This window comes from Paenibacillus alginolyticus DSM 5050 = NBRC 15375, from assembly GCF_000422905.1.
In the GTDB taxonomy this organism is placed as follows: Bacteria; Bacillota; Bacilli; order Paenibacillales; family NBRC-103111; genus Paenibacillus_E; species Paenibacillus_E alginolyticus.
The window spans coordinates 56013-69229 of sequence record NZ_AUGY01000043.1; the positions used below are offsets into that span (position 1 = coordinate 56013).

A 13217-nucleotide genomic window follows, 5' to 3' on the forward strand; every position below is an offset into this window, starting at 1 on the left:
GATCAAAGTCATTGCGGTTGCGTTATTTGACAGCGATAACCACCCGACGGTTAGGTTCTTCGCCTTTACTGTATGTTTTTACAACTGGATGTCCCTGTAGTTCAGCATGAATAATCTTTCGTTCCTGAGAATTCATGGGTTCGAGAATCACTTCTTTTTTGGACTTAATCACACGATTGGCAAGTCTAACTGCGAGCTCCTCCAACGTCTTCTTACGTCTATCTCTGAAATTTTCCGCATCTAAGATAATACGAAAATGAGAATTCGCATACCGGTTTGCAACGATATTCACCAAATACTGCAAAGCATCCAGTGTTTGTCCTCTTTTACCGATCAAAATCCCTAATTCAGAACCACTCATATTCAAGATGTAGCCTTCACGATCTTTACGCGTATCTATGGTGATGGAAATCTGCATCGCTGCGAACATATCTTGTAAGAAAGCAATGGCTTCCTCAAGTGGATCTGGAATCAATTCAAGCTCTACTTTAGCTTCTTTGGTACCAATAAACCCGAGAAACCCTCGAGAGGGTTGCTCCAAAATATGAATGTTTACACGATCCTCGGATACTTGCCATTGAGATAAACCGGATTTAACCGCTAGCTCAATAGTCTTTCCAGTCACCACAATTTTTTTCATTTGGACAGGCCACCCTTATTTTTTTGCCCCGCTTTTTGCGATGCAGGAGAACCATAAATAAAGTAAGACTGAATGATTGTGAAGATGTTACCGTAAATCCAGTAAAGCGGAAGCGCAGCTGCGAAATTCATGGACATCACGAAAATCATAACTGGGAAAATATATAGCAAGCTTTTCATTTGTTGATTCATTTGGGAAGACATGAACATTTGTTGAACGAATGTCGTTGCCGCGGCAATCAACGGAAGAATATACAAGTGATCCGGTTTACCAAGGTTCATCCACAAGAAAGTATGTTCACGGATGTGATCATTACGCATAATCGCTTGATATAGAGCAATTAGAATTGGCATTTGAACAATGATTGGGAAACATCCTGCTAATGGATTCACACCATTTTGCTGAAACAGCTTCATTGTTTCTTCCTGCTGCTTCTTCGCATCATCTTTATACTTTTCTTTGAGCTTCTTCATCTCTGGCTGTAGATCCTGCATCCGTTTGGAACTTTTGTACTGCTTAAGTGTAAGCGGCAAAATAATTAAACGAATAATCAAGGTAACGACCAAGATGGATAATCCGTATTGACCCCATAAATGATCAGCGAACCAGTCCAGCGTCATGGAAAGCGGGTACACAAAATATTTAACGAAAAAACCTGCGGTATTCGGATCAATAGGCGCCATAGCTGAACTTGACGGACTACATCCGGACAGTAATAAGATCAACGCTGAGAGTGAAGCTAGCATATAAATTCGACGAGTCAAAATGAGATCCTCCTAAATATCTTTTCCATCATAAACTATAACACATCTTCAGCTTGCAAGGAAATATTACGTTACTTTTTAATGACATCATTTCTTTTTAATAAAGAAGCTTTGCGAATCACATGCCAGATACTTTTCTCCATCTCAGCATAGTCCATTTCAACCACTGGTTTTCTAGCCAATAAGATGTAGTCATAATGTAGCGTCATGTTCTCTTTTTTTAACCGGATAATTTCCTTCATCATTCGTCTGAGCCGATTTCGTACGACAGCATTGCCTACCTTTTTACTCACAGACACGCCTAGGCGAAAATGTTCCAATTTAGGTTGAGGCAAATAATAAAGAACGAATTGATGATTGGCCATCGATTTCCCATACCGATATACTTTATTGAAGTCTTCTCTTTTAGCTAATCTATATATTTTTTCCACGATTATGTACGCTCCAGACAGATGACTCCAAGATTAAATTAAGTTCCAAACAAAATTAGTTAGCTTATATAGCTTTAACAAAATTATCACGATATAAACCATTCCCTCAAAATGCAAAAAAAAAAGCCCCTTCCGGAGCCTCATTTTTACGCGCTAAGAATTTTTCTTCCTTTAAGACGACGAGCTTGTAGAACTTTACGACCATTCTTCGTGCTCATTCTTTTACGGAAACCATGATTCTTCTTACGCTTTCTCGTATTCGGGTTAAACGTCGGACCCATCTATAGCACCTCCCTACCTGAGGATATCCATCCTACAAAATTTCTACTACTCATTAAATCATTTCCACAGCAGAAAGTCAACCTACCCGAGTGTTCAGGTGAAGAAGACATGTATTCAGTAAAAATCAAAAAAAGAATAACCTGTGTATAAAATTTCACCTCTCCACAGAGAAGCTTGTCGAAAATTAACATAATATCAACAATATCTTGTGTTGTGAACAAAATCTATGCACAACTTGTTGTAAATGTGGATAATATCAAACAATCCGTTGATTAACAAGTGATCTTTTGATAAGATGATAATGTTTCTGTTGTGGATAGACACCACTAACCCTCCGACTTATCAACAACCTGTGGATAACATTGTGAACAATTTTCCCTCTACAAGAATAAGTCATTTCAACCGATCCTTAATAATGTGGATAAAATCGACAAAAATCGTCCTTTCTTGACCGCATCAGACATAAAGGTTCTTTTCGTTGTTGATCGAGCAAACTATAAGCAGATTTCGAATAAGCCAATCCTTTCATGTGAATAGGTTATTTTCGAGATTTAACAATAAAGCTTTATAAACCGAACATATCTTTACTGGCCTTATGCCACATGTTTGATTTCAAAGGAGTGAATTACTGTGGAAGGCCATTCTACGGACTTATGGCAGCAAATTTTAACGATTATTCAAACTAAACTCAGTAAACCAAGTTTCGACACTTGGCTTAAATCAACGAAAGCGACAGTATTTAATGATTCAACTGTCGTTATTTGTGCGCCCAACAATTTTGCTCAGGAATGGCTCGAAAGCCGCTATACCAAGCTAATTGAAGGAACCATATATGACTTTACGGGTAAACAGGTTACTGTGAAATTCATCATTGAAACGGAAGAACAGAAATCTCAGTCTACAGCAGTCCAACCAACTGTTATCCCGCCAAAAGGTCCTGCGATTGTTACAGGGGAAGAAAATTTCACCAATATGATGAACGCTAGGTATACCTTTGATACGTTCGTTATCGGATCCGGCAATCGATTCGCTCATGCTGCATCCCTCGCTGTTGCCGAGGCGCCAGCTAAAGCTTATAATCCCCTCTTTCTATATGGAGGAGTTGGTTTAGGTAAGACCCATTTGATGCATGCTATCGGCCACTATGTGTTAGAACATAATCCAGGAGCACGTGTTTTATATATTTCATCAGAGAAGTTTACGAATGAATTTATTAATGCGGTCCGTGATAACCGCGGCGAAGGATTTCGTAATAAATATAGAACGATCGATGTCTTGTTGATTGATGATATTCAATTCCTCGCTGGTAAAGAAGGTACGCAAGAGGAGTTTTTCCATACATTTAATGCGCTTCATGAAGAAGGCAAACAAATTATTATCTCTAGTGACCGGCCGCCCAAAGAAATTCCAACCCTGGAGGATCGGTTACGCTCTAGATTTGAGTGGGGATTAATTACAGACATTCAGCCCCCTGATTTAGAAACACGCATTGCCATTCTCCGCAAGAAAGCAAAAGCAGAGAATCTGGAGATTCCGAATGAAGCGATGATCTATATCGCGAACCAAATCGATACGAATATCCGTGAGCTTGAAGGTGCTTTGATTCGAGTAGTTGCGTACTCGTCCCTTATTAATCAGGATATTAGCGTGCATCTAACAGCTGAAGCATTGAAAGATATCATTCCATCGAATCGACCACGAGTCATCACGATACAGGATATTCAGCAGCGGGTTGGAGAATTCTATGGTTTGAAGCTAGAGGATTTCAAGGCTCGTAAGCGTACAAAAGCCGTCGCATTCCCTAGACAGGTCGCGATGTACCTGGCACGTGAGTTGACGGACTTCTCTTTGCCGAAAATCGGAGATAATTTTGGTGGCCGTGACCATACGACGGTTATCCATGCCCATGATAAAATATCAGAGCAACTAAAAGTAGATCAGGATCTTTATAAGATCGTTCATAATCTGACAGAACGCATCAAGAACCCCTCTTGATAACATTTAATTTTGGCTAAGCCTATGCACAATCTATTCACATGTGGATAGGCTTGATTTATATAAGAATCATCCACATATCCACATATTCAGTGCCCCTACTGCTATTACTAATAAAGAATGTTATTATATAATGATTATGCTAACGCAACGAAAAAAAGAACCACAGGAGTGAAATCATGAAATTAACCATCCTAAAAGACCATTTAATTGAATCCATTGGTCACGTTTCCAAAGCTATATCCTCTCGTACAACCATACCTATCCTTACAGGGATCAAAATAGATGCAACTTTAAGCGGTGTAACCCTTACAGCAAGCGATACGGATATTTCCATTCAAAGCTTTACCCCTAGTGAAAATGACAAGATTAAAATTATTGAACTATTTCAAGCCGGCAGTGTCGTTCTTCCAGCCAAATTCTTCGTCGAAATTATTCGTAAACTACCTGCACAGTTAATCGAAATCGAAGTTAGAAATAATTTTCAAACCATCATTCGTTCCGGTTCTTCCGAGATTCAAATTATGGGGCTAGATCCAGATGAATATCCGCTGCTGCCCGAAATCGAAGAAAGTAAAATGCTTCGTTTGCCAAGCGATTTGCTGAAAACGATGATTAAGCAAACTTCTTATGCCGTATCAACGAATGAGTCTACGCCTATTCTTACAGGTGTGCTCTGGAACATCTCAGGTGATAAACTCAAATTCATTGCTTGTGATCGGCATCGACTTGCTAGCAGAGAAGTAACCGTTGATAATGATAATGCCCATCAACTTCCTAACATTGTTATTTCAGGCCGAACTCTGAACGAATTAAGCAAAATTTTGCCGGATCAGAATTCCCTTATAGATATAGTTATTTCCGACAATCAAGTTTTATTCAAAATTCATTCAATTTTGTTCTATTCACGCATTTTAGACGGAACTTACCCGGATACATCTAAGTTGATTCCGCAATCTTTTCAAACCGAAATGGTCGTTCCAACCAAAGAATTGGCTGAAGCCATTGACCGTGCTTACTTGCTTTCCAGAGAAGATAAGACGAACATTGTGAAAATGATGATGCTTGAAGACCAGACAATTGAGATTTCTTCAAGTTCTTCTGAGCTTGGGAAAGTAACGGAGCAAATTAATCTGCAGCATATTGCTGGTGAGTTACTCAAAATCTCCTTTAACTCCAAATATATGCTCGATGCGCTTAAAGTTCTTGATTCCGAGTTCATTCACATCGGATTTACGGGAGCTATGCAGCCAATCATCATGAAACCACAAGATTCCACAAACATTCTGCAGCTTATTTTGCCGTATCGAACAACGAATTAAGGAGTGCGTTATATGAAACAGATCCCCATAAATACGGCCTATATTACACTTGGACAGTTTCTGAAGTTATCGGACTGTATATCCACAGGTGGACAAGCCAAATTTTTTGTTGTGGATACAAAAATTGAAGTGAACGGACAAGCTGAAAATCGTAGAGGCCGGAAACTCGTGCCGCAAGATGTGGTAACCGTGGAGGGTTTCGGACAATTCGAAGTCGTTAGCTCCTGATCGGATTAACCCAGGAGGATGGCCGCCCATGTTTTTGAACAGACTCGTACTCAGTCATTACAGAAATTACGATCAGATTGAGCTTACAACGGATAGCAATGTGAATATTTTCGTTGGACCTAACGCTCAGGGCAAAACAAATTTGTTGGAATCAATCTATGTAATGGCCATGACAAAATCACATCGTACCCATCAGGATAAAGAATTAATTGGCTGGAACGGTGAGCAGACACAGCTGCATGCGGAAATTCAGAAACGATATGGCAGCTGTAAGCTGGATCTCTCCATTTCGACCAAAGGTAAAAAAGCGAAAATCAATGGCCTCGAACAAAAGAAGCTTAGTAACTTTATCGGTGCTTTGAACGTCGTCATGTTTGCTCCGGAAGACTTAGAGATCGTCAAAGGAACTCCTGGTGTTAGAAGGCGATTCCTCGATATGGAGATTGGCCAAGTACAGCCCTCCTATCTGCATGACTTATCGCAATATCAGAAAATATTGGTGCAGCGGAACAATTATTTAAAGCAATCTTTCCCAGGAAAAGCCACACCAGACGCGATGTTAGACATTTGGAATGAACAATTAGCACAGTATGGTGTTAAAATTATGAAAAAACGTCAAAGCTTTATTAAGAAGCTACAACAATGGGCGGAAACGATCCATAGAGGGATTACGAACGATAGTGAGGAGCTTCTTATTCGCTATTCCCCCTCTTTTGATATGACACCGTTTGAAGATGAATCTGTTTTATTAAACCAATTTATGATAAAGTTATCTTTGGTTAGGGATCAGGAATTCCGGAGAGGTGTTACGTTAGTGGGCCCTCATCGTGACGATCTTCTTTTTTACATCAACGACAAAGAGGTCCAAACGTATGGATCACAGGGGCAGCAGCGAACAACAGCGTTATCGCTAAAGCTTGCGGAAATAGAGCTCATTCATGAGGAAGTTGGCGAGTATCCCCTATTATTGCTGGATGATGTGTTATCCGAGCTTGATGAGTATAGACAGACACAACTGATCCGTACGTTTCAGCAGAAAGTCCAAACTTTTATTACAACAACAGGTCTAGAGAGTGTCCATTTGGATCAACTGGATCATGCTTCCGTGTTTCATGTTTTGAAAGGAAATGTAAGCGGCAGGAGCTGAGGAGCATGTTTATTCATTTGGGTGGAGAGAAAATTATTAGAGCATCCGAACTAATTGCTATTTTCGATATCTCAATAGAGAAATCTTCCAAAATATCGAAACAATTCATACAGCAAGCTTTAAAAGATAAAAAAACAGAGCAAATCGGCGATGAAGATTGCAAATCGCTCGTTGTTACGAAGAGTAAAGTGTATTATTCTCCAATTTCCTCAACCACGCTCAAGAAAAGAGCACATCAGTTGTTGACGAATTAACCCTTTCTCCCCACATAAGAAAGTATAAGATTTCGGCTTTCCGAAAGCAGCTTTCTTATTGGCGAATATACTGTCCTCTAAGCGCGGTCGCTCGTTTGAATGACTTCGATAGAGGTTTCTCTCACTATAGAAAAGCAGGTGAAGATTAACATGTCTGTGAATCAAAATGCGTACGATGACAGTCAGATTCAGGTTCTGGAAGGTTTAGAGGCCGTTCGCAAAAGACCGGGTATGTATATTGGTTCAACCAGTGCCCGTGGACTTCATCATCTCGTATGGGAAGTTGTAGATAATAGTATCGATGAGGCTTTGGCCGGATTTTGTACGAAAATTGATGTAATCGTTCATAAAGATAATAGCGTTACTGTTATTGATAACGGGCGCGGAATTCCTGTCGGTGAAAATGCAAAACTGAAAAGACCAACACTCGAGGTTGTACTTACCGTACTCCACGCAGGTGGTAAATTCGGTGGCGAGGATTCCGGTTACAAAGTATCCGGTGGTCTGCACGGTGTAGGTATTTCCGTGGTTAATGCGCTGTCTGAGCACTTAACTGTGCAAGTAAAGAATAAAGGCCAAATTCATCAACAAGAATACCGCCGCGGAACGCCGCAATATGATGTGAAAGTCGTAGGTGAAACCGAAGAAACGGGCACCAAGGTTACCTTTCACCCGGATCCGGAGATTTTTAAAGAAACGACAGAATATGATTTCGATACGCTGCAATCCAGAATTCGAGAGCTCGCTTTCTTGAATAAAGGCATCGAAATTAACTTGATTGATGAGCGTACGGATACGGTAGCAACACATATGTATGAAGGCGGTATTGTGTCCTTTGTGCAGCATTTGAATCGTAACCGTGAAGTCGTCAATGAAGTCCCGATCTATGTAGAAGGTGCTAAGGATAACATTTCGATCGAGATTGCCCTTCAGTACAACGATAGCTATACGGAAAATATTTACTCCTTCGCGAATAACATCAATACACACGAGGGTGGTACTCACGAGTCCGGTTTTAAAAGCGCGCTAACGCGGATCTTGAATGACTATGCCCGCAAAAGTAATTCGTTGAAAGAAAGTGACTCCAACTTATCGGGGGATGATGTGCGCGAAGGTCTTGCTGCCATTATTTCCGTGAAAATTCCTGAGCCTCAATTTGAGGGTCAAACGAAGACCAAACTAGGAAATAGTGAAGTCCGTGGTATTGTAGAATCTCTATTTGCCGAGAAGCTTCAAACATTTATGGAAGAGAATCCATCGGTTGCGAAGAAGATTCTTGAAAAAGGGATTCAAGCGGCAAGAGCAAGGGAAGCTGCGCGTAAAGCGAGAGAATTGACTCGTCGTAAAAGCGCATTGGAAGTAAGCGCTCTGCCAGGTAAACTAGCAGATTGCTCTTCCAAGGATGCTTCTATCAGTGAGATTTACATCGTAGAAGGTGACTCTGCAGGCGGATCCGCTAAGCAAGGGCGTGATCGTCACTTCCAGGCGATTCTTCCACTTCGCGGTAAAATTTTGAATGTAGAGAAAGCTAGATTGGATCGCATTCTGTCCAATACGGAGATTCGCGCGATGATTACAGCTTTTGGTACAGGGATCAGTGACGATTTCGATATCGCTAAGGCACGTTATCACAAAATTATTATTATGACCGATGCTGACGTTGACGGAGCACACATTCGTACGCTTCTGCTTACTTTCTTCTACAGGTATATGAAAAAATTAATTGAATCCGGTTATGTGTATATTGCACAACCTCCACTTTTCAAGCTCGAAAGAAATAAAACGGTTCGCTATGCGTATAACGAAAAGCAAAGAGAAGTCATCATGCAGGAGTTCGGTGAAGGCGCCAAAGTCAATGTACAGCGTTATAAAGGACTTGGTGAGATGAATCCAGAACAATTGTGGGAAACGACGATGGATCCGGAAAGCCGTACATTCCTGCAGGTGACGATCGAAGATGCGATTGAAGCAGATACGCTCTTTGATTCATTGATGGGAGATAACGTAGAACCTAGAAGAGATTTCATCGAGGAACATGCGAAGTACGTGAAAAATCTAGATATCTAACGTCCTAGACGTTGCTAACGATGTAAGCTTTCAGGAGGAACATTCATGAGCGAAGAATTACATTCGCAAGTCAAAGAAATTGACATTTCGACCGAAATGCGTACATCTTTCTTAGACTATGCGATGAGTATCATTGTCAGTCGTGCACTGCCAGATGTAAGAGACGGTCTGAAGCCTGTTCATCGTCGTATCTTGTTTGCGATGTCTGAACTAGGCATGTCTCCAGATAAACCACATAAGAAATCGGCGAGAATCGTTGGTGAAGTCATCGGTAAGTACCATCCTCATGGAGACACTGCGGTGTATGAGACGATGGTCCGAATGGCGCAAGATTTCTCACTTCGTTATATGCTGGTCGATGGTCATGGTAACTTTGGATCGATCGACGGTGACATGGCAGCAGCCATGCGTTATACCGAAGCTCGCTTGTCGAAGATCGCGATGGAGCTTCTTCGTGATATTAACAAAGAGACAATTGACTATAAGCCAAACTATGATGGCGAAGAAAATGAACCGGTAGTTCTCCCTTCTCGTTTTCCGAACTTGCTTGTGAACGGAAGCTCCGGGATTGCGGTAGGGATGGCCACGAACATTCCTCCTCATAATCTTCGTGAGGTTATCGAAGGTATCCAGATGTTGATTGAAAATCCGGATATCACACCTCTTGAGTTGATGCAAGCTATCAAAGGACCGGATTTCCCTACAGCTGGTTTTATCCTAGGCCGTGAGGGGATTAGGCAAGCCTATCAAACAGGCAGAGGCTCTGTTACGATGCGCGCTAGAACGGTTATTGAAGAAAACAATAATAAAGCTAGAATCATTGTTAATGAGCTGCCCTATCAAGTAAATAAAGCTAGATTAGTTGAAAAAATTGCGGAACTTGTTCGTGAGAAAAAGATTGATGGTATCACGGATCTTCGAGATGAATCCGACCGCAACGGTATGCGAGTTGTCATCGAGCTTCGTCGCGATGTCAATCCGCATGTTGTTCTGAATAACTTGTTTAAACATACGGCGATGCAATCGAACTTCGGTATTATCATGCTTGCACTCGTCAACGGCGAACCAAGAGTTCTAAATCTTCGCGAGATGCTGCATTATTACCTCAAGCATCAGCAAGAAGTTATTCGCCGTAGAACTGAGTTTGATCTGCGCAAAGCCGAAGCGCGTGCTCACATTTTGGAAGGTTTACGCATCGCACTTGATCACTTGGATCAAGTGATTGCCTTGATTCGTGCTTCCCGTACGACGGAAGAAGCTAGAGAAGGGCTCATGACGACGTTTAATTTGAGCCTCGATCAAGCTCAAGCTATTCTCGATATGCGTCTACAGCGTTTAACAGGCTTAGAACGTGAGAAGATCGAAGCTGAGTATGCTGAACTTATGAAGAAAATCGCTGAGCTTAAAGCAATTCTTGCCGATGAGAAGCTAATTCTAGCGATCATTAGCGAAGAATTGAATGAAATTAAAGAGAAATTCGGCGATGAGCGACGTTCCGAAATTACGGTTGGTGAGGAAAGCATTGAAGATGAAGACCTCATCCCGCGTGAAGATGTCGTTATCACGATTACGCATACGGGTTACATTAAGCGTCTTCCGGTTACGACGTATCGGAACCAGAAGCGTGGAGGACGTGGCATTGTCGGTATGGATACCAAGGACAATGACTTCGTTGAACATTTATTCGTGACGAACACGCATCATTATTTGATGTTCTTTACGAATAAAGGTAAAGTGTACCGTCTGAAAGCTTATGAGATTCCGGATTTGAGCCGGACAGCTCGTGGAACACCAATCATTAACTTAATCCAGATCGAGCAAGGTGAGACGATTAACGCGGTGATTCCGGTAGAAAGCTTTGAAACAGAGCAATACTTATTCTTTGCAACGAAGCAAGGTGTTGTGAAGAAGACTCCAATCGACGATTATTCCAACATTCGTAAAGGCGGATTAATCGCTATTAATTTACGGGAAGATGATGATCTCATTGGTGTTAAACTGACTGACGGTAACCAAGGCATTATTATGGGAACCAAGCTAGGCATGTCCATCCATTTCCCAGAACAAGATGTTCGTTCCATGGGTAGGTCTGCTACTGGAGTTAAAGGTATACACCTGGATCCAGAAGATACGGTTATTGATATGGACGTTGTCCATGAAGATAACAGTGTACTCATTGTAACGACCAAAGGTTTTGGTAAGCGAACGCCTGTTTCTGAATATCGGATCCAGACACGCGGTGGTAAAGGGATTAAGACCTTAAACGTCACAGATAAGAACGGCCCTATTGTCGGTCTTAAAGTGGTGCAAAATGATGAGGATCTTATGATTATTACAGCATCGGGTACTGTTATTCGTACTAGTATGGACGGGATTTCAATGATGGGCCGTAACACGCAGGGTGTGCGCTTAATCAATATTCGTGAAGACGATGAAGTTGGAACCTTAGCTCGCGTGCAGAAGAATGAAGAGCAAAGCGAGAATGAGGAAGACGGCGATTGGGAAGAAACAGAAGCAGTAGATACAGAAGAATAAAATGTCGGGATGGGGCTTACAAACCCATCCTTTTTACTTTACAATAAGAAGTATACGATAAGTTAAGGTGAGTGAATGATTGTGCCGACAGTAGCCGTTTCCCAATTAAAATATGGTGAAAGATTAGGCGATAACGTAATAACAAAATTAGGAAATGTGCTCTTCAACAAAGGAAAAGTCATTAATGAAAGAGACATTGAGATTCTAAAAGCATTTCTTATTTCATCTGTCTTTATTGAGTCTAAGAATGGTATAGAGCCCGAAGCCACGAGTGAAGAAATGAAACCGAATGAAGTTGCAGCCGTTCATCCTTTTTATTTGGAATATCAGAATATGTTGAAGCTGCTTAAACGTGTCTTTTATCTCGCTAATGGTGGACAACCGCTTCCTATCTTAGATCTTCGAAACGGTCTTGAAGCGCTCATTCAACATATTGATGCCTATAAAGTACTTACCTTCACACCGAAAAATCGCAGTTTGCAAGATTATATCTATCACAAATGTATTCAGGTCAGCTTAACCGCTTATTCATTAGCTAGATGGCATGGGCTTCCTCAGAAAGATTTGATGCAAATTGCTTTAGCTGGTCTCTTACATGACATCGGTATATCCAAAGTTGATCCTACTATTCTTGAGAAGAAGAGAGCCCTGACTACATCCGAAATGGATGAGATTAGACAGCACACGCTAATCGGGTATCAGATTCTTAAAAATATTTCCGGTATTAACGAAGGTGTCAAATTAACTGCCATTCAGCATCATGAACGTGAGGATGGATCTGGTTATCCTTTAGGAGTTAAAGGCGATAAGATTCACATGTATGCCAAAATAGTAGCGATTGCTGACATTTATAACGCTATGACTAATGAACGTTACTATAAAACGGCGTTGTCACCGTATGTTGTACTTGAGCAGCTCTTCACTGAGTCATTCGGCAAAGTAGATCCAACCCTGGTTCAAGTATTTATGAACAAGTCCACACAAATCAGCAATGGAACGATTGTAAAACTAAGCGATAACCGTGTAGGTGAAATTATATTCTCCGATCGCTCTCATCCTACTAGACCTTGGATTAACGTTAATGGCACGATTGTTAATTTAACATTAGAAAGAAACCTATTCATTCAAGATGTTATTGGTCATATGTAAAATACATAGAGAGTACTGTTAACCCCCTATTAGAGGGGGTTTTCTTCTTTATTATTAAATTTGATTATCCAACTAGCTCAGGATAGGTAATCGTCGTAGACGATAGGCAACAATGAACTAACCTATTGAATAACTCGCTTTTGACCTCACGGCGGTTGAATCGATAGCAAAACTCATCGAGATATGCTTGTAGGTGCTTAGGATCTAAGCCGTGGTAGGTACCACCAATAAAAGCTTTCGCATTAGAGATGATCGTATGAAGCCACTTTAGATGATCTGGATTTTCTTTCAGGTCGTACTTTTTGGCTTCATGGTGGAAGCCATTTTTGGCCAAAGCTTGATAAGAACGATATCTATCGCTGGCAATCGTTGATCCAGCTTCAATGTAGGTGGTTGCAAAGTC

13 protein-coding genes are annotated in these 13217 nt (G+C 41.1%); 8 read left to right on the plus strand and 5 right to left on the minus strand.

Translation table 11 applies throughout. The features are described from left to right. Nucleotides 1–22: 22 nt before the first annotated feature. The 4 genes from jag to rpmH all read right to left on the minus strand — a co-directional run bounded on the left by jag (nucleotide 23) and on the right by rpmH (nucleotide 2116). Nucleotides 23–640 carry an RNA-binding cell elongation regulator Jag/EloR gene (gene jag, locus G519_RS0119645; protein WP_029196159.1) on the minus strand — a complete coding sequence of 206 codons (618 nt, stop codon included), beginning with the start codon at nucleotides 638–640 and terminating at the stop codon, nucleotides 23–25. Beyond that, a complete protein-coding gene (gene yidC / locus G519_RS0119650) occupies nucleotides 637–1404 on the minus strand; it encodes a membrane protein insertase YidC (protein ID WP_029196160.1) in 768 nt (255 codons plus the stop codon). The genes jag and yidC overlap by 4 nt, the downstream gene beginning before the upstream one ends. A 71-nt stretch (nucleotides 1405–1475) precedes the next feature. Next, complete coding sequence (rnpA, locus tag G519_RS0119655; RefSeq protein WP_029196161.1) at nucleotides 1476–1835, minus strand: ribonuclease P protein component; 360 nt, start codon at nucleotides 1833–1835, stop codon at nucleotides 1476–1478. A gap of 146 nt (nucleotides 1836–1981) precedes the next feature. Beyond that, nucleotides 1982–2116, minus strand: a complete 135-nt coding sequence (gene rpmH, locus G519_RS0119660; RefSeq protein ID WP_029196162.1) for a 50S ribosomal protein L34 — start codon at nucleotides 2114–2116, stop codon at nucleotides 1982–1984. Between the two features lie 631 nt (nucleotides 2117–2747). On the opposite strand from rpmH, the gene dnaA reads away from it, so the two are divergent. The 8 genes from dnaA to G519_RS0119700 all read left to right on the plus strand — a co-directional run bounded on the left by dnaA (nucleotide 2748) and on the right by G519_RS0119700 (nucleotide 12814). Beyond that, nucleotides 2748–4112, plus strand: a complete 1365-nt coding sequence (gene dnaA / locus G519_RS0119665; protein ID WP_029196163.1) for a chromosomal replication initiator protein DnaA — start codon at nucleotides 2748–2750, stop codon at nucleotides 4110–4112. 179 nt (nucleotides 4113–4291) lie between these two features. Continuing rightward, nucleotides 4292–5434 (plus strand): DNA polymerase III subunit beta, encoded by a 1143-nt coding sequence (gene dnaN, locus G519_RS0119670; RefSeq protein ID WP_029196164.1) that lies wholly within the window; start codon nucleotides 4292–4294, stop codon nucleotides 5432–5434. 12 nt (nucleotides 5435–5446) lie between these two features. Next, nucleotides 5447–5662, plus strand: coding sequence for a S4 domain-containing protein YaaA (gene yaaA / locus G519_RS0119675; RefSeq protein WP_029196165.1), 216 nt, complete (start codon nucleotides 5447–5449; stop codon nucleotides 5660–5662). A 28-nt stretch (nucleotides 5663–5690) separates the two neighbouring features. Next, nucleotides 5691–6809: a DNA replication/repair protein RecF gene (gene recF / locus G519_RS0119680; protein ID WP_029196166.1), complete on the plus strand. Its 1119-nt coding sequence runs from the start codon at nucleotides 5691–5693 to the stop codon at nucleotides 6807–6809. Between the two features lie 5 nt (nucleotides 6810–6814). Then, complete coding sequence (remB, locus tag G519_RS0119685; RefSeq protein ID WP_029196167.1) at nucleotides 6815–7063, plus strand: extracellular matrix regulator RemB; 249 nt, start codon at nucleotides 6815–6817, stop codon at nucleotides 7061–7063. A 150-nt stretch (nucleotides 7064–7213) separates the two neighbouring features. After that, nucleotides 7214–9130 (plus strand): DNA topoisomerase (ATP-hydrolyzing) subunit B, encoded by a 1917-nt coding sequence (gene gyrB, locus G519_RS0119690; RefSeq protein WP_029196168.1) that lies wholly within the window; start codon nucleotides 7214–7216, stop codon nucleotides 9128–9130. A 45-nt stretch (nucleotides 9131–9175) separates the two neighbouring features. Beyond that, nucleotides 9176–11665: a DNA gyrase subunit A gene (gene gyrA, locus G519_RS0119695; protein ID WP_029196169.1), complete on the plus strand. Its 2490-nt coding sequence runs from the start codon at nucleotides 9176–9178 to the stop codon at nucleotides 11663–11665. 81 nt (nucleotides 11666–11746) lie between these two features. Then, complete coding sequence (locus G519_RS0119700) at nucleotides 11747–12814, plus strand: HD-GYP domain-containing protein (RefSeq protein WP_029196170.1); 1068 nt, start codon at nucleotides 11747–11749, stop codon at nucleotides 12812–12814. 64 nt (nucleotides 12815–12878) lie between these two features. Here G519_RS0119700 and G519_RS52225 read toward each other — a convergent pair. After that, nucleotides 12879–13217 (minus strand): IS1595 family transposase (locus tag G519_RS52225; RefSeq protein WP_036633432.1); only part of this gene is annotated, 339 nt, incomplete at its 5' end.

What these genes read in the sequence shown, in the direction of transcription:
- remB (WP_029196167.1), top strand. Translation starts at nt 6,815, where the DNA reads ATGTTTATTCATTTGGGTGGAGAGAAAATTATTAGAGCATCCGAACTA.
- recF (WP_029196166.1), top strand. Translation starts at nt 5,691, where the DNA reads ATGTTTTTGAACAGACTCGTACTCAGTCATTACAGAAATTACGATCAG.
- yaaA (WP_029196165.1), top strand. Translation starts at nt 5,447, where the DNA reads ATGAAACAGATCCCCATAAATACGGCCTATATTACACTTGGACAGTTT.
- gyrB (WP_029196168.1), top strand. Translation starts at nt 7,214, where the DNA reads ATGTCTGTGAATCAAAATGCGTACGATGACAGTCAGATTCAGGTTCTG.
- rpmH (WP_029196162.1), bottom strand. Translation starts at nt 2,116, where the DNA reads ATGGGTCCGACGTTTAACCCGAATACGAGAAAGCGTAAGAAGAATCAT.
- jag (WP_029196159.1), bottom strand. Translation starts at nt 640, where the DNA reads ATGAAAAAAATTGTGGTGACTGGAAAGACTATTGAGCTAGCGGTTAAA.
- dnaN (WP_029196164.1), top strand. Translation starts at nt 4,292, where the DNA reads ATGAAATTAACCATCCTAAAAGACCATTTAATTGAATCCATTGGTCAC.
- gyrA (WP_029196169.1), top strand. Translation starts at nt 9,176, where the DNA reads ATGAGCGAAGAATTACATTCGCAAGTCAAAGAAATTGACATTTCGACC.